The following is a 14,970-nucleotide window of genomic DNA, read 5'->3' on the forward strand; positions in this document are numbered from 1 at the left end:
AGCCATGCACAGCCCCGCCTCCCACGACCCCTTCGACATCTTCCTGGTTGCCACGCCCGGCCTCGAGGCACCGCTGTGCGAAGAAGCCCTTGCCGCGGGCTTCTCCGGCGCTGTCGTGACCGATGGCGGCGTCACTTTTCCGGGCACCTGGCCCGATGTGTGGCGCGCCAATCTGATGCTTCGCGGCGCCACCCGGGTCCTGGCGCGGGTCGCGTCCTTCCGCGCCATGCACCTCGCCCAGCTCGACAAGCGGGCGCGCAAGGTCGACTGGACCAGCGTGCTGCGACCCGATATTCCCGTGCATGTCGAAGCCAGTTGCAGGCGCTCGCGCATCTATCACGCCGGGGCGGCCGCCCAGCGCGTCGCCACCGCCATCACGCAAACCCTGGGCGCCCCGATCGCCGAGGATGCAGCCCTGCGCATGCTGGTGCGGATCGAGGATGACCTCGTCACCATCAGCATCGACACCACCGGCGCCTCCCTCCACAAACGCGGCTTCAAGGAGGGCGTCGCCAAGGCCCCGATGCGCGAAACCATGGCCGCGATGTTCCTCAGGCAATGCGGATATTCCGGCACCGAACCCGTGCTCGATCCCATGTGTGGCTCGGCCACCTTCGTCATCGAGGCGGCCGAGATTGCCCTGGGTCTGCGCCCCGGTCGCGAGCGCGATTTTGCCTTCGAGCACCTCCCCGGTTTCGACCCCGATGCCTGGACCGATCTGCGCAAGCCCGCCGCGCTGACCCCGACCGCGCTGCGCTTCCATGGCACCGACCGCGATCCCGGCGCCATCCGCATGGCCACCGAGAACGCCGCGCGCGCCGGCGTCGCGGACCTCACGCGTTTCGAACAGAAATCCATCGAGGATTTGACCCCGCCCGATGGCCCGGCCGGCCTGGTCATCGTCAATCCGCCCTATGGCACGCGCATCGGCAGCAAGGGGCCGCTGATCGGCCTGCACCGCACCCTTGGCACAGTGCTCAAGACCCGCTTTGCCGGCTGGCGCGTCGGCATTGTCACCGCGGACAAGCAGTTGGCCCAGGCCACCGGCCTGAGTTTCGATACGCCATTGCCACCCGTCCTGCATGGCGGCATCCGCGTGGCGCTTTATCGGGCCAGTCTCTAGGCCGCCTGTTCCCCGGCTTCGGCCACGCCCTCGAGGCGAACAAAACCACGCTGCAGTGCCGCGAACACGTCCGGGTCAATGCCGGAGCCGACTTCTTTTTCCATGATCTCGAAGGCCGCCGAAACCGGCATTGCCTTGCGATAGGGCCGGTCTGCCGTCAGCGCGTCGAAAATGTCGGCCACCGTCACGATGCGCGTATCGAGGTCGATGACCTCCGCCCTGATCCCGCGCGGATAACCCCGCCCATCAAGCTTTTCGTGGTGGTCTCCGGCAATGCGGGCCAGGTCCTGAAAGGCCGCGATCTTGTTCAGGATCACCCGCCCAAGTTCCGGGTGCCGGCGGATCTGGGCCCATTCGTCCTCGTCCGGCTTGCCGTTCTTGTCGAGCACGCTGTTGGACACGCCCAGCTTGCCGATATCATGCAGCAGCGCCGCCCGTTTCAGCCAGCGCCGCCGCTCCGGGGCATACCCCATCTCCTCGGCGATCAGCTCGGTAAACAGCGCCACCCGGTCGCTGTGTCCGGCCGTGAACGGGCTCTTGGCGTCCACCACCTGGGCAAACCCGGCCGCGATATCATCGAGATAATCCTCATCCACGGCCCGGGCCAGGGCGGCCGGTTCCAGCGCGACCACCCGCTCGGCCAGGTCATTGGCCAGCAACGCCGACCAGAACGCATCATCCGCGCGCAGGGCCACAATCTGCTCCACCAGCGCCGGATCGAACCAGCGCCCGGCCCGCTCCGTGACTTCGGCCAGCGCCGCCTCGGCTCCGCCCCGCATGAAGAACACATCCAGCACCTGCGCCAAAAGCGCGATCCGCCCAAACAGCGAAATTGCCGGGCCTGCCAGCCCCAGCGGTTGCCCGCTGCCGTCCCAGTGTTCGTCGAGGTCGAGAATGCCCTGCGCCACCGCTTCGGAGAACCGCATGCTGCGCGCGATCTCGGCGCCGCGCTGGCAGCGCGTTTCGATCAGTTCCTTCGAGATTTCCCCGCCATTGCGCGCTATGTGCACCAGCGTCTGCAACCGTTCGACAAAGCCCGATTTCCGCGCCGTGTTGGCCAGAAGGAACCGCAGGATTTCGGGCAGCTTGTTGTCGACGACCTTGTAGGCGCCCTTGAAGCTCAGATCGTCGGCCAGATAGAGCTGGCAGATACGGGCGGCGTTGGAGCTGCAGCCGATATCCTTGAGCAGAAGCGTATAATAGAGGTCCGACAGCGCGGCCTCATCCAGGCCGAGGCCCCGGCCCACATGCATGCCGATCCAGCAGCATCTCAGGCTATGGCCCACCGGCTGCCCCTCGGTGATATCGAGCGCAAAGCTCAGCGCCCCGACCACTTCAGACAGATGGATGTTCCGCTCGTCCATGGCTTTCCTCTCCATTGGACCAAAGCCTATCCGGGAATCCTTAAGCGACCGTCGTGACCTGCGCGCCGCCATATCCGTGACAATTTGAACCAAATGCTAACCATGTGATCAGCCATGCGGCGCGCGCATGCAACGATTGGCCTCCCAGCGGCTTCCCCTCCCAGGTACCGCGTAACGAGGGGAACCGAAATGACCGAGCTGTCGCGCATACTTGTCGTCGAGGATCAGCCCCTGCTGCTGCTCGATCTCATCGACCAGTTGGCCGAGCTGGGCTTCGAGGCCCTGCCCGCCGGCAGCGCGCGCACCGCCGCACGGCTCCTCGATACCGGGATTGACGCGCTGGTCACCGATATCGAACTGGGCAGTGGTCCCGATGGCCTCGCTCTGGCGCGGCTTGCCGCCCGCGCCCATCCCGGCCTGCCCATCGTGGTGGTCTCCGGCGGCATCTGCCCCAGCCCGGCCGAACTGCCGCCCGGCGCCATGTTCATCGCCAAGCCCTATTCGGTCGACGCCATCCTCGCCGCCCTCCGCCGCCAGGCCTTGTGCCGCGCCGCCTGAGCGTCGCCCCGGCATCCGCATCTCCCCGATCCGATCACTTATTGGAACGTCCCCCGAGCCCGGACGTTCTTCCACCACACCCAAACAAGGAGTTTGATCATGGACTGGAACCGTATCGAAGGCAGCTGGAAACAGTTTTCGGGCAAGGCCAAGGAAAACTGGGGCAAGCTTACCGATGACGATATCGCCCAGATCAACGGCAATCGCGAGCAGCTCGAAGGCAAGATCCAGGAGCGCTATGGCAAGGCCAAGGACGACGTCCGCAAGGAAGTGGACGACTGGTCCAGCCAGATGAACTGATCGATCCCTGATCATGAAAAGGGCCCGGTTCACCGACCGGACTTTTTTGTCGTCCCAACCATGCTAGCTTTCCCGCACAACCGACACCGCTTGGAGGGGCAAGCCATGCCCGGGCACAAGATCTATGCCATGAGCGTCGCCAGCGTTTACCCGCTCTATATCAAGAAGGTCGAGCGCAAGGGCCGCAGCAAGGACGAGGTCGATCAGGTCATCCGCTGGCTCACCGGCTTCGACCAGGCCGCGCTCGAGACCGAGCTGGACAGCAAGACCAGCTTCGAGGACTTCTTCTCCAGGGCCCCCGCGCTCAACCCCAATAGATCCCTCATCAAGGGCACCATCTGCGGCGTCCGCATCGAGGAGATCGAGGAAGAAACCATGCGCGAAATCCGCTACCTCGACAAACTCGTCGACGAACTCGCCAAGGGCCGCCCGATGGAAAAGATACTTCGCAACTAGCACCGCGTTGCACGCACCCGCCCCAACCCCTTTCTCCTCCCCCTGGATGGGGGAGGTAGCGTCGCTAGGCCCGCAGGGCCGTAGCAAAGCTAGGTGGGGGTGCGCACACTCTCAAAATGACAGCCGCCCCCGCGCCGGCCGTTTCACATCATCCCCAGACCGCCTACATAATGGCGACCCCAGCCTGCGCCGCGATAATGCGTGCCCGAGGCCCCCTCGCCTAAGCTTGAACCAGGATTTTCTCAGTGAGCGTAGCTTTTACCAAGGAAGACAGCGCCGAGACGGCCGCCGAAACCATGCTGCCGGAAAAGCCCGTGCCCGCCGGCCCGAATCTCGTGACCGCCAACGGGCTGGCGCAACTCCAGCGACAACTGGCCGAAGCCAGTGCCGCTTATGAAGCCGCCCTCGCCATCGAAGACATCAACGAGCGCCGCCGCCATTCCGCCAATCCCTGGCGCGACCTGCGCTACCTCAACGAGCGCATCCGCACCGCCCAGCTCGTCCCGCCGCCTGAAAGCAACGACACCGTCGCCTTCGGCTCCCGCGTGACGTTTCAACGCGACGACGGCCGCACCCAGACCTTCACTATCGTCGGCGAAGACGAAGCCGACCCCAAGGCGGGCACCTTGTCCTTCGCTTCGCCCCTGGCCCGGGCGCTGATGGGCAAGGCTGTGGGGGATGTGGCCACGCTAGGCGAGGCCGAGGTGGAGATTGTGGGGATCGGGTGATGGGAGTGCGATCTTCACCTCCCCCTTGACGGGGGAGGTAGCGCCGCTAGGCCCAAAGGGCCGTAGCAGAGCTAGGAGGGGGTGCCGACGCGCACGACATCTCGCGAGAGCTAAGCCTCCGTAAGCGCCCGCAAAACCGCCTCAGGCTCCTTCTCCATCACCCGCAACAGCGTCCGCGCCGCGCCGCTTGGCTGCCGCTCCCCCTGCTCCCACTTGCGATAGCCAGACGTGCTAGTGCCCAGCATGAGCGCCATCTGCTCCTGCGTCAGGTTGAGCGACTTGCGGATAGACCGGGCATCAATGGCTTCAAGATCGACCCGATGCTCGACCACACCCGTTTTCGCGCCCTCGACATGTGCCAGCGCTTCACCCATCGCCTCGATCAGGTCTTTGCCAAACTTGCTCATGCCTTGCTCCTGTATGCAGTCTTGATCGCGACCGCGATCGCCTTGACGGCCGCCTTTTCGTCAGCCGTCAGATTGGTCTTGTCGCCCTTGCCATAGACCAGCAGGGCAAAAATCGGCGCGTTCTCGTCGAACACATAATAGATGACGCGCGCACCGCCCCGCTTGCCCCTGCCATGCGCCGCCACACGAACCTTGCGCACACCCGCCGTGCCGGGGATTTCATCGCCGGCATAGGGATTGCTCGCCAGAAACGCGATTACCGCCGCCTTCTCATCCGGATCGAACAGACGCTCGGCTTGGCGGACGAAAAGAGAGGTTTCAGCAACGGTCTGCATGAAAGAACATATACCCCATTGGGGTAGTTACATCAAGCCGGCGATTTGATGAGCCACGGCCCTCAGCTTGATGTGCCGCGAAGCGTTCCAGACAGACCCACCCACAACACGATTTATCCCCGCTGTCTCGACCGGTGAGAACATCGCTTGAAAATACAAACGGTGACGACGGTGACGACGATGACGAAGCTCCCCACCCTGGAATATCTTCTAAGTGCTCGCAGTTCGCTGCTAGACTTGAAGATGCACGCCCTGTCCCTTCAAATTCAGTCGTTGCTGAGCAAGTATCGGCCGGACCAGCCGAGAGTTCCGGCTGGCAATCCTGATGGTGGACAATGGACTTTTGGCGACGCCAATGTCGAAAGCATTCATGTAGCCGGCAGGTATGATCCCGCTCGCGCCGAGCTATGCGATGCCCAACTTCAGTTGGACGAGGAGCTGTGCAGAATGGCCGGAAGCGCGAAATGCTGGTCCCTCTCAATGGATAGGCACGCAGCATGCATGAAGGGCAACTTCGTTCCCAAACTGAGGTTCTAGATTCAGATGACTTTGATCACCCGAATTCTGACCGCCACAACGCCTCACGGTAACGTTGCCGTTCCCATCCACATCCAAGCCCCCACCGAAGGCGACCGATGCTGGGAGTGCAGCTACTCAATCAGTTGGCCCGAGGGTCAACGCATGGGCATCGTGCGGGGGTACGACAGCGTGCAGGCCGTCTATCTTACCCTGCAGCGCATCGCCGTGGAAATCTATGGCAGCCGCTACCACGCGTCGGGGGCCCTGCGCTGGGACAAGCCGGGAGATGGCTACGGCTTCCCCATGCCCAAACATGGTTATGAGGACCTCGTTGGCGAGGACCGCATTGCACAGGTGCCCGATTGAACCCTCCCCCCTTCCCTTCCGCCTCCTCTTCCGCTAGACAGCCCGCTTAACCACCATGTTCGGTCTTTTCCCCTGCGGCGCAGTGCTCAACTGCAGCGCGGGTTTCGCGCGGACGGGTGTGTCCGGGCGATTCTCCCTGTCGTCCGGTTCCGGAGCGTTGCCAGAAAAAGTGGCTCCCACTTTTTGGTTCGGCAGCGCGACCAACAGTGAACTGAACGAGCCAGAGCGAGCCCCGAATGCCAAAGCGTACCGACATCAAATCGATCCTCATCATCGGTGCCGGCCCGATCATCATCGGCCAGGCCTGCGAGTTCGACTATTCGGGCACCCAGGCCTGCAAGGCGCTCAAGGAAGAGGGCTACCGGATCATTCTGGTGAACTCGAACCCGGCGACGATCATGACCGATCCGGACCTGGCCGACGCCACCTATATGGAGCCGATCACCCCCGAAGTGGTCGCAAAAATCATCGAGAAGGAGCGCCCCGACGCGCTGCTCCCCACCATGGGCGGCCAGACTGCGCTCAACTGCGCCCTCTCGCTGCGCAAAATGGGTGTGCTCGAAAAATTCGGCGTCGAGATGATCGGCGCCACCGCCGAGGCCATCGACAAGGCCGAGGACCGCGAGCTGTTCCGCGACGCCATGAAGAAGATCGGGCTCGAAACCCCGCGCTCCATGCTCGCCCACAACACCATCGAAGCCCTGCAGGCGCTCGAAGTCATTGGCCTGCCCGCCATCATCCGCCCCAGCTTCACCCTCGGCGGCACCGGCGGCGGCATTGCCTACAATCGCGAGGAATATCTTGCCATCTGCGAAAGCGGCATCGACGCCTCGCCCACCAATGAAGTGCTCGTCGAAGAAAGCGTGCTCGGCTGGAAAGAGTACGAAATGGAAGTTGTCCGCGACAAGAAGGACAACTGCATCATCATCTGCTCGATCGAGAACATCGACCCGATGGGCGTCCATACCGGCGACTCGATCACCGTCGCCCCGGCCCTGACGCTGACCGACAAGGAATACCAGATCATGCGCGACGCCTCGCTGGCGGTTCTGCGCGAGATCGGGGTGGAAACCGGCGGCTCCAACGTCCAGTTCGGCATCAATCCCAAGGACGGCCGCATGGTCGTCATCGAGATGAACCCGCGCGTCTCGCGCTCCTCGGCACTGGCCTCCAAGGCCACCGGCTTCCCCATTGCCAAGGTCGCGGCGCGCCTCGCCGTCGGCTATACGCTCGATGAACTCGAAAACGACATCACCGGCGGCGCCACCCCGGCCTCGTTCGAGCCCACCATCGACTATGTCGTCACCAAAATTCCGCGTTTCGCCTTCGAAAAATTCCCCGGCTCGGACAATCGCCTTACCACCTCGATGAAGTCGGTGGGCGAAGCCATGGCCATCGGCCGCACCTTCCAGGAATCGCTGCAAAAGGCCCTGCGTTCGCTCGAAACCGGCCTCACCGGCCTCAACGAGGTCGGCATTCCGGGCCTCGGCGAAGGCGAGGACAAGAACGCCATCAAGGCCGCCCTCGGCACCGCCACGCCCCAGCGCCTGCTGCACGTGGCCGAAGCCATGCGCCTGGGCGTCTCCAACGAGGACATCTACGAAGCCTGCAAGATCGACCCCTGGTTCCTCGAACAGATGCGCGGCATCGTCGACATGGAAGCCAAGGTCAAGGAGTACGGCCTGCCGCAGGACGCAGCGACCCTGCGCCAGCTCAAGTCCATGGGCTTCTCCGATGCGCGCCTCGCCCAGTTGGCTGGCCTCAAGCCCTCCGACGTCCGCAAGCTGCGCCACAGCCTCGAAGTGCGTCCCGCCTACAAGCGTATCGACACCTCCGCGGCCGAATTCGCTTCGCCCACCGCCTATATGTATTCGACCTATGAAGCCCCCTTCGCCGGCAAGGTCGATGACGAGGCCCGCCCCTCCGACCGCAAGAAGGTCGTCATTCTCGGCGGCGGCCCGAACCGCATCGGCCAGGGCATCGAATTCGACTATTGCTGCTGCCATGCCGCCTTCGCGCTGGCCGATGCCGGCTACGAGACCATCATGGTCAACTGCAATCCCGAAACCGTCTCGACCGACTATGACACCTCCGACCGCCTCTATTTCGAGCCGCTGACCGAGGAAGACGTCATCGAGATCCTGCTCACCGAAAAGCAGAATGGCACCCTTCACGGCGTCATCGTGCAGTTCGGCGGCCAGACCCCGCTGAACCTGGCCGAAGCCGTCGCCAAGGCCGGTGTGCCGATCCTGGGCACCCAGCCGGAGGCCATCGATCTGGCCGAAGACCGCGACCTCTTCATGAAGCTCTTGAACAAGCTCGAGCTGACCCAGCCCAAGAATGGCATTGCCTATAGCCTCGAACAGGCCCGCCTCGTCGCCGAGCGCCTGGGCTATCCGCTGGTCATCCGCCCGTCCTATGTGCTGGGCGGCCGCGCCATGGCCATCGTCCATTCAGCCAGCGAGTTCGAGCGCTATGTGCAGGACACCCTCACCGGCCTGGTCCCGCCCGATATTCTCCAGCGCTATCCCAACGACAAGACCGGCCAGATCAACTCGGTCCTCTCCGACAACCCGCTGCTGTTCGACGCCTATCTCTCCGGCGCCACCGAAATCGACGTCGATGCCCTCTCCGATGGCACGGATGTCTTCGTCGCCGGCATCATGGAGCATATCGAAGAAGCCGGCATCCACTCGGGTGACTCGGCCTGCTCGCTGCCCCCGCGCACCCTGCCGCCCGCGATCATCGACGAGCTCAAGCGCCAGACCCGCGAACTGGCCTTCGCGCTCAAGGTCGGCGGCCTGATGAACGTGCAGTTCGCCTATAAGGACGACACCATCTACCTCATCGAGGTCAATCCGCGCGCCTCCCGTACCGTGCCCTTCGTCGCCAAGGTGATCGGCCAGCCTATCGCCAAGATTGCCTCGCGCATCATGGCCGGCGAGAGCCTGGCCAGCTTCGGCCTCGTCGAAAAGAAGCTCGCGCACATCGCCGTCAAGGAAGCCGTGTTCCCGTTCAACCGCTTCCCCGGCGTCGATACCGTCCTCGGCCCCGAGATGAAGTCGACCGGCGAAGTCATCGGGCTGGACACCGATTTCGCCATGGCCTTCGCCAAATCGCAGATGGGTGCCGGCTCCAAGGTTCCCGCCTCGGGCAAGGCCTTCATTTCGGTTCGCGATGCCGACAAGGAACATATCGTCGATATGGCCCGTCACCTGGTGGAAGCCGGGTTCGAAATCCTCGCCACCGGCGGCACCCAGCGCTATCTGGTCGACAACAATGTCCCGGCCACCAAGATCAACAAGGTGCTCGAAGGCCGTCCGCACATCGTCGACTCCATGAAGAATGGCGGCGTGCAGCTGGTCATCAACACCACCGATGGTCTCAAGTCGATCTCCGACAGCCGCGACATCCGCCGCACCGCGCTCCTGTCCAAGATCCCCTATTACACCACCATCGACGGCGCCCTCGCCGCCGTGGAAGGGATCATCGCCTACCGCCAGGGCGGCCTGCAGGTCCGCGCCCTGCAGGACTACTTCGCGGCATGAGTTCGGGCGCGCCTTCGCCCGAAGTGGAGGCGCGCATCACTCGCATTCTTGGCTGGCGGCCAGACGATTGGCGACCGGTCGCCGGAGGTTACACGGCTGCCGCTCGCTTTCGGGTGAGCGACGAAAGGCGCAGCGCGTTCGTCAAAATCGCCACCACCCCGACGACCGCAGCCATGTTACATCGTGAGATCAAGGCCTACGACTCGATCTCAGCGCCATTCATGCCGCCGCTGTATGGCGTGGATGCCGACACGGACCGGCCCATGCTGGTCATTGAAGACCTGAGCGACGCGACTTGGCCGCCGCCCTGGACAAAACCCCACATTCGGCAGGTTTTCGATGCGATCGCCCAACTCCATCAAACCACCGCTGCGCTCCCGGCTGCAGGAACTCTGTCCGGCCAGCACGCAGGATGGCCTCAAATTGCCAGGGACCCCGATCCCTTTCTCTCTCTGAATCTGGTCACGTCCGCCTGGCTGGACAGATGGCTGCAAACGCTCGTTGACGCCGAGGCAGCTTGCGTCCAGACCGGCGACGCACTCGTTCATCTCGATCTCAGAAGCGACAACATCTGTATCGCGCCCGACGGGGTCAAGTTCATAGACTGGAGCGAAGCGGGCCTCGGCAATCCCGCCGTAGATCTTGGTGGATTCCTGCCAAGCCTGGCGTATGAAGGTGGCCCCTTACCCGATCAGGTCATGCCAGATGCCCCTGAAGTTGCTGCGCTGATCTCAGGGTATTTCGCTGCCCGTGCCGGCCAGCCGACGATACCCGATGCCCCCTTTGTCCGTCGCGTCCAGCAGCAGCAATTGTCAACGGCCTTTCCATGGGCCATTCGCGCGCTTGGAATTACGACGCCTTAGCCGACCCTCGACACCTCTGGGTTTCGGGCTTACAACCACCCCACCATGAAGTCCGCAGACCGAACCAGCGCATAGCGCTTCTGCCCGCATGACAGGCGGGAGGAAGCGCCCTTTCACCGGCCGACGCGCCGGCGATTGCTGCTGCGCATCCGGTTCTCTGCACATCCGCGCCATCCGGCGCACCTTCATGGAACAATCATGTCCAATTTCTTCGAAAGCCCGTTCCTGGGCATCCCGCTCGACCGCCAGGTCACCAATCCCAACATCGTGGTCGGCCGCTACAGCTACTATTCGGGCTATTATCACGGCCATTCCTTTGACGACTGCGCCCGCTACCTGATGACGACGCCCGGCGTCGATCGGCTCATTGTCGGCGCCTTCTGCTCCATCGGCTCGGGTGCCGCCTTCATCATGGCGGGCAATCAGGGCCACCGGAACGACTGGATCTCGACCTTCCCCTTCGCCTTCGTCCCCGATGCGCCCGAATTCGCCACGGCCAACAATGCCTTTCGGCCCGCCGGCGACACCGTCATCGGCAACGATGTCTGGATCGGTTCGGAAGCCATCATCATGCCCGGCGTCACCATCGGCCATGGCGCCATCATCGGCACCCGCGCCCTGGTGACCAGGGATGTCGAGCCCTACACGATCGTCGGCGGCAACCCGGCGAAACCCATCCGCAAGCGCTTCAGCGACGCTGAAATCGGCATGCTGCTGGAATTGGCCTGGTGGGACTGGCCGGTCGAGAGCCTCACTTCAGCCATGCCGCTGCTCACCTCGGCCGATATTGCCGGCCTTTACGCGTTCTGGCGCTGAACCGGCGGCTCCTGCGCGCCTCCCCCTTCTCAGGGGGAGGTAGCGCCACTCGGCCCAAAGGGCCTGGCAGAACTAAGCGGGGCGTTCGTCGCCAGCCCCCGCAACCATCCCTGCAATCGCCGCCCCTCGCGCACCAGCAGGTCCGGATCACCCAGGCTATGCGCCAGGATCGACGCCCCCTGCAATGACGATTGCAGCTGTAGCGCCAGGTCGGCGGCTTCCCCGCCGAACCCCATCTCGGCAAACTGGCTTTCCATCCAAGTCATCGGGCCACCCAGCAGCCCCCTGGCCGGCGCCGTCCAGTCACCCTCATCCTTGCTGAGTTCTGCGCTCAGCGTGCCCAACGGGCACCCAAGCTCTGCCACCAGCGCCGCATTGCCGATCGAGTTTTCGACGAAGGCCAGCAACCGCTCCAGCGGCGAGGGCAGTGCCGACAGCATCTGCTCCATCATGGCGACTTCGCCTAGCCGCTGCTCCAGCACCGCCCGGCCGATATCGTCCTTGCTCTTGAAGTAATAGTAGATATTGCCCAGCGGCACGTCCGAGGCCTGCGCCAGGTCGGCCAATGTCGTGCTCCGGTAGCCCTGCCGATGCGCCAGCTCTACCGCCGCCTGGGTTAGCCGCTCGCGTTTGCCGCGAGGGGCCGGTTTGCTCTTGTCAGCCAAGGGCTGCTCCTAACCAACGAATGTCGTGCTTTGCCGCATCATATTCGCGGTCATCGCCCGCACCAAGCTGTGCGGCATCACCGCATTCATGATCCTGTAAAGCCGCCCGGGCACCACCACCATTTTGCGCCGCTTCACCCCCTCCAGCGCCTCGCCGACGCATTGGGCCACCGGCATCGGCTTCATCGGCATGGGTGAGGCATCGAGCCCCATCTTCTTGATCAGCGGCGTTTCGGTCGGAGTGACGATCAGCACCGTTATGCCGACGCCATGCTCCCTGAGTTCGGCATGCAGGCTCCGCCCCAGCGCATTGACCATGCCTTTCGCCGCCGCTGGATTGGCGTGGAAGGGAATACCGCTATCCGCCCCCAGCGCCGAAACCAGCAATGTCGCACCCCGTTTTCGGGCCGCAAAGCGCCGGCTGAAGTGATGGGTCAACAGCATGTGCGACACGCCCATCAGCTGGGTCTGGCGGAGCAATTGAGCTGGCTGGAACGCCAGGAATGCCCCCGGCTGCCCCGTCCCGGCGGCGGAGACGAACAGGCCGATCTCGAGGTCCTCAGTCTGGTCCATCACCAGGTGCTCGTTTCCCGGCTCGCCGAGGTCGGCCGCAACCACCCGATAGTCGATCCCGTGCTCGCGGCTCAGGTCCTGCCCGACGGTCTCCAGCGCTTCCGCGCGCCGCGAAACCAGCACCAGGTTGATCCCCGATGCGGCAATCTGCCGGGCAAATTCGCGCCCGATCCCGGAACTGGCACCCGTCACCACCGCCCACGGCCCGAACCGCCTTGCGTCGAGCCGCACCATCCACTTTTCCATGCCCATTCATCCTGCTCCCGTAAATTTAGTTATTCAACTAACTCACTAATTGGAGACACTGTCAAGCTCTCTTCCCTTCCCGGTCATCTCCGGTTCATTTTCCTCGCGCTATCAAGGCGTATCACGCCCGGGGGACACGATGATCCGCACTGCTGCCGCTACCGCCGCCATCCTGCTCGCCACCACGACCCTGGCCGCGGCCCAGCCGCTGGACCAAGCAATCCATGATTTCATCTATGCGCAAGGCTTTGCCGCCGAAGATATCCCAGGGCTCGAGGTGCGGCTGATCGACCAGTGGTTCGATCTCACGGTCACCACGCCCGGCGGCACCGTCGGTCCGCTCGAAAAAGCCATGCTGATTGCCGACAAGTCCATCGAAAGCGGCCGCACCCGCACCGCCATCGCCTATGGCGAAATGATCGCCGAGAACGGTGCGCCCTACAGCTTCATCGAAGTCCGCCACTACAACATGGCCGCCGTCATCCACGCCGAAACCGCGGACGCCTATGGCATCGAAAACACCGCGCCGGTCGAGGAGTTCGGCCGCGGGCCGCATATGGCTTGGCGCTTCGTCTTCACGCCGGAAATGAACAATGCCGCCATCCTGCTCGAGGCCAGCAGCCGCATCATTTCCGACAAGGAAGCCAGCAAGGCCGATTGCATGGGCCGGCCCTGCCTCGACCCCTATGCCGGTTTTGACACCGTCGAATGGACCGAAATCGAGGGCCAGGTCGCCGACTGGCCCGAACTCTATGCGACCCAGTCCGACGAGACCTCGACCCCGGCCCATGCAATTGCCCAACTGGCGGTATTCGGTTTCTGGGCCAATGCCGAGAGCGGCGACTACCAGTGGACCGGTGGCGAGCACCCCGAGGCTGCGCGCGGCGCCGAGCCCTATCGTTTCATCGGCATCGACCGAAACCTGGGCCAGGAAGCCTCGATCGACGCGGTCTGGCAGGAAACCCTGCTCAATGACGACGCCCTCTCGGAGATCGCCTTCCGCCGCGCCGAAGTCGGCGGCACGGTCTATCTCATGCGATCCAGCGTTTCGCGCTGAGCAGATCGCTCAACTGAAAAACCGGTCGACCAGCGCCAGCGCGGCGGCCACATCCGCGTCGCCGGCATCGAGGTGGCTCACCCAGCGTTGCTGGCCATAGCGACCTGTGATGCCCACGCCATTCTCTCCCAGATAGGCGGTGAATCGCTCGCCCAGGGCCGCATCCATGTCGATCCAGAGGATATTCGTGTCGGGCATCGTCACCCGCAGCGCCTCGTGTCGCGCCAGGCCCTCCGCCAGCGCCTTGGCACGCCTGTGGTCATCGGCCAGACGCGCCACATTATGCTCAACTGCAAAGAGCCCGGCTGCTGCGAGCACGCCCGACTGCCTCAACCCTCCGCCCAGCATCTTGCGATTGCGCCTTGCGGTCTCGATCAGGTCACCCCGGCCCACCAGCACCGATCCCACGGGCGCGCCGAGTCCCTTGGACAGGCAGATCGAAACCGTATCGAAGGGCGCGGCAAAATCCTTGATATCCAGGCCAAGTGCCACGCAGGCATTGAAGGCGCGCGCACCATCCAGATGCAGCCCCAGCCCATGCCGCCCGGCAATCTCTGCAACCGCCTTCATATAGGCCACCGGCAGCACCCGCCCGCCAAAGGTATTCTCCAGCGCAATGACCCGTGTCGTGGCGAAGTGGCTGTCGCCAGATTTTATCGCCGCTTCGATGTCATTGAGTTCCATCGTGCCATCCGCCCGGTGCGCAATCGGCTGCGGCTGGATCGAGCCCAATACCGCCGCGCCCCCGGCTTCATACTTGTAGCAATGCGCATTCTGCCCGGCGATGAACTCGTCACCGCGACCGCAATGGCTCATCAGGGCCAAAAGGTTCGACATCGTCCCCGAGGGCACGAACAGCGCCGCGTCCTTCCCCAGCATGCCGGCCATGCGCTGTTCCAGCCGGTTGACGGTCGGATCATCGCCAAACACATCGTCGCCCACTTCGGCCGCGGCCATGGCCGCACGCATTCCGGCGCTGGGCTTGGTCACCGTGTCGGACCGGAAATCGTAGCGAATGGCATTCATGGCAGGCTCCCGAAGAATCC

The 14,970-nt window shown here is 63.7% G+C and carries 16 protein-coding genes; 10 read left to right on the forward strand and 6 right to left on the reverse strand.

The annotated features are described in order from the left end of the window. Positions 1 to 4 precede the first annotated feature (4 nt). On the forward strand, positions 5 to 1,123 hold the full coding sequence (locus K1X15_RS13940; protein WP_220304221.1) for a THUMP domain-containing class I SAM-dependent RNA methyltransferase: 1,119 nt from the start codon (positions 5 to 7) through the stop codon (positions 1,121 to 1,123). Here the strand turns inward: K1X15_RS13940 and K1X15_RS13945 are convergent. Continuing rightward, entirely contained in the window at positions 1,120 to 2,487 is a 1,368-nt protein-coding gene (locus tag K1X15_RS13945; protein ID WP_220304222.1) for an HD-GYP domain-containing protein, read from the reverse strand. The two genes, K1X15_RS13940 and K1X15_RS13945, sit on opposite strands and share 4 nt — an antisense overlap. 189 nt (positions 2,488 to 2,676) lie before the next feature. Between K1X15_RS13945 and K1X15_RS13950 the strand changes: the two genes are divergently transcribed. The 4 genes from K1X15_RS13950 to greA all read left to right on the forward strand — a co-directional run bounded on the left by K1X15_RS13950 (position 2,677) and on the right by greA (position 4,529). After that, on the forward strand, positions 2,677 to 3,045 hold the full coding sequence (locus K1X15_RS13950) for a response regulator (protein ID WP_220304223.1): 369 nt from the start codon (positions 2,677 to 2,679) through the stop codon (positions 3,043 to 3,045). Positions 3,046 to 3,144: 99 nt separating this feature from the next. Further along, positions 3,145 to 3,345: a CsbD family protein gene (locus K1X15_RS13955; protein ID WP_220304224.1), complete on the forward strand. Its 201-nt coding sequence runs from the start codon at positions 3,145 to 3,147 to the stop codon at positions 3,343 to 3,345. Positions 3,346 to 3,450: 105 nt separating this feature from the next. Next, entirely contained in the window at positions 3,451 to 3,801 is a 351-nt protein-coding gene (locus K1X15_RS13960) for a DUF2200 domain-containing protein (protein WP_220304225.1), read from the forward strand. A gap of 245 nt (positions 3,802 to 4,046) precedes the next feature. Beyond that, positions 4,047 to 4,529 carry a transcription elongation factor GreA gene (gene greA / locus K1X15_RS13965; RefSeq protein ID WP_220304226.1) on the forward strand — a complete coding sequence of 161 codons (483 nt, stop codon included), beginning with the start codon at positions 4,047 to 4,049 and terminating at the stop codon, positions 4,527 to 4,529. 110 nt (positions 4,530 to 4,639) lie between these two features. On the opposite strand, the gene K1X15_RS13970 is transcribed toward greA, so the two are convergent. Continuing rightward, on the reverse strand, positions 4,640 to 4,936 hold the full coding sequence (locus K1X15_RS13970) for a helix-turn-helix domain-containing protein (protein ID WP_220304227.1): 297 nt from the start codon (positions 4,934 to 4,936) through the stop codon (positions 4,640 to 4,642). Then, positions 4,933 to 5,271: a type II toxin-antitoxin system RelE/ParE family toxin gene (locus K1X15_RS13975; RefSeq protein WP_220304228.1), complete on the reverse strand. Its 339-nt coding sequence runs from the start codon at positions 5,269 to 5,271 to the stop codon at positions 4,933 to 4,935. The genes K1X15_RS13970 and K1X15_RS13975 overlap by 4 nt, the downstream gene beginning before the upstream one ends. A gap of 543 nt (positions 5,272 to 5,814) precedes the next feature. Between K1X15_RS13975 and K1X15_RS21645 the strand changes: the two genes are divergently transcribed. The 4 genes from K1X15_RS21645 (at position 5,815) to catB (ending at position 11,383) form a co-directional block, all read left to right on the forward strand. Further along, a complete protein-coding gene (locus K1X15_RS21645; RefSeq protein WP_420828340.1) occupies positions 5,815 to 6,156 on the forward strand; it encodes a DUF6968 family protein in 342 nt (113 codons plus the stop codon). 236 nt (positions 6,157 to 6,392) lie between these two features. Further along, complete coding sequence (carB, locus tag K1X15_RS13985; RefSeq protein WP_220304230.1) at positions 6,393 to 9,704, forward strand: carbamoyl-phosphate synthase large subunit; 3,312 nt, start codon at positions 6,393 to 6,395, stop codon at positions 9,702 to 9,704. Next, positions 9,701 to 10,567: an aminoglycoside phosphotransferase family protein gene (locus K1X15_RS13990; RefSeq protein WP_220304231.1), complete on the forward strand. Its 867-nt coding sequence runs from the start codon at positions 9,701 to 9,703 to the stop codon at positions 10,565 to 10,567. Before carB ends, K1X15_RS13990 begins: the two co-directional genes overlap by 4 nt. Before the next feature lie 198 nt (positions 10,568 to 10,765). Next, a complete protein-coding gene (gene catB / locus K1X15_RS13995; protein WP_220304232.1) occupies positions 10,766 to 11,383 on the forward strand; it encodes a type B chloramphenicol O-acetyltransferase in 618 nt (205 codons plus the stop codon). A gap of 29 nt (positions 11,384 to 11,412) precedes the next feature. Here catB and K1X15_RS14000 read toward each other — a convergent pair whose 3' ends face one another. Together K1X15_RS14000 and K1X15_RS14005 are read right to left on the reverse strand one after the other, a co-directional pair. Continuing rightward, the gene (locus K1X15_RS14000; protein ID WP_220304233.1) at positions 11,413 to 12,048 is read right to left on the reverse strand and encodes a TetR/AcrR family transcriptional regulator; all 636 of its coding nucleotides are present in this window, start codon (positions 12,046 to 12,048) and stop codon (positions 11,413 to 11,415) included. A 9-nt stretch (positions 12,049 to 12,057) separates the two neighbouring features. Beyond that, a complete protein-coding gene (locus tag K1X15_RS14005) occupies positions 12,058 to 12,867 on the reverse strand; it encodes an SDR family NAD(P)-dependent oxidoreductase (protein ID WP_220304234.1) in 810 nt (269 codons plus the stop codon). Positions 12,868 to 13,006: 139 nt separating this feature from the next. Between K1X15_RS14005 and K1X15_RS14010 the strand changes: the two genes are divergently transcribed. Beyond that, on the forward strand, positions 13,007 to 13,924 hold the full coding sequence (locus K1X15_RS14010; RefSeq protein ID WP_220304235.1) for a hypothetical protein: 918 nt from the start codon (positions 13,007 to 13,009) through the stop codon (positions 13,922 to 13,924). Positions 13,925 to 13,933: 9 nt separating this feature from the next. Here K1X15_RS14010 and ltaE read toward each other — a convergent pair whose 3' ends face one another. Beyond that, positions 13,934 to 14,950 (reverse strand): low-specificity L-threonine aldolase, encoded by a 1,017-nt coding sequence (ltaE, locus tag K1X15_RS14015; RefSeq protein WP_220304236.1) that lies wholly within the window; start codon positions 14,948 to 14,950, stop codon positions 13,934 to 13,936. Between the last annotated feature and the right edge of the window lie 20 nt (positions 14,951 to 14,970).

The sequence above is a fragment of the Devosia salina genome (assembly GCF_019504385.1).
In the GTDB taxonomy this organism is placed as follows: domain Bacteria; phylum Pseudomonadota; class Alphaproteobacteria; order Rhizobiales; family Devosiaceae; genus Devosia; species Devosia salina.

What these genes read in the sequence shown, in the direction of transcription:
- K1X15_RS13970 (WP_220304227.1), bottom strand. Translation starts at nt 4,936, where the DNA reads ATGAGCAAGTTTGGCAAAGACCTGATCGAGGCGATGGGTGAAGCGCTG.
- K1X15_RS21645 (WP_420828340.1), top strand. Translation starts at nt 5,815, where the DNA reads ATGACTTTGATCACCCGAATTCTGACCGCCACAACGCCTCACGGTAAC.
- ltaE (WP_220304236.1), bottom strand. Translation starts at nt 14,950, where the DNA reads ATGAATGCCATTCGCTACGATTTCCGGTCCGACACGGTGACCAAGCCC.
- K1X15_RS13960 (WP_220304225.1), top strand. Translation starts at nt 3,451, where the DNA reads ATGCCCGGGCACAAGATCTATGCCATGAGCGTCGCCAGCGTTTACCCG.
- K1X15_RS14005 (WP_220304234.1), bottom strand. Translation starts at nt 12,867, where the DNA reads ATGGAAAAGTGGATGGTGCGGCTCGACGCAAGGCGGTTCGGGCCGTGG.
- K1X15_RS13950 (WP_220304223.1), top strand. Translation starts at nt 2,677, where the DNA reads ATGACCGAGCTGTCGCGCATACTTGTCGTCGAGGATCAGCCCCTGCTG.
- K1X15_RS14010 (WP_220304235.1), top strand. Translation starts at nt 13,007, where the DNA reads ATGATCCGCACTGCTGCCGCTACCGCCGCCATCCTGCTCGCCACCACG.
- K1X15_RS13975 (WP_220304228.1), bottom strand. Translation starts at nt 5,271, where the DNA reads ATGCAGACCGTTGCTGAAACCTCTCTTTTCGTCCGCCAAGCCGAGCGT.
- K1X15_RS13940 (WP_220304221.1), top strand. Translation starts at nt 5, where the DNA reads ATGCACAGCCCCGCCTCCCACGACCCCTTCGACATCTTCCTGGTTGCC.
- carB (WP_220304230.1), top strand. Translation starts at nt 6,393, where the DNA reads ATGCCAAAGCGTACCGACATCAAATCGATCCTCATCATCGGTGCCGGC.
- K1X15_RS13990 (WP_220304231.1), top strand. Translation starts at nt 9,701, where the DNA reads ATGAGTTCGGGCGCGCCTTCGCCCGAAGTGGAGGCGCGCATCACTCGC.
- K1X15_RS13945 (WP_220304222.1), bottom strand. Translation starts at nt 2,487, where the DNA reads ATGGACGAGCGGAACATCCATCTGTCTGAAGTGGTCGGGGCGCTGAGC.
- catB (WP_220304232.1), top strand. Translation starts at nt 10,766, where the DNA reads ATGTCCAATTTCTTCGAAAGCCCGTTCCTGGGCATCCCGCTCGACCGC.
- K1X15_RS13955 (WP_220304224.1), top strand. Translation starts at nt 3,145, where the DNA reads ATGGACTGGAACCGTATCGAAGGCAGCTGGAAACAGTTTTCGGGCAAG.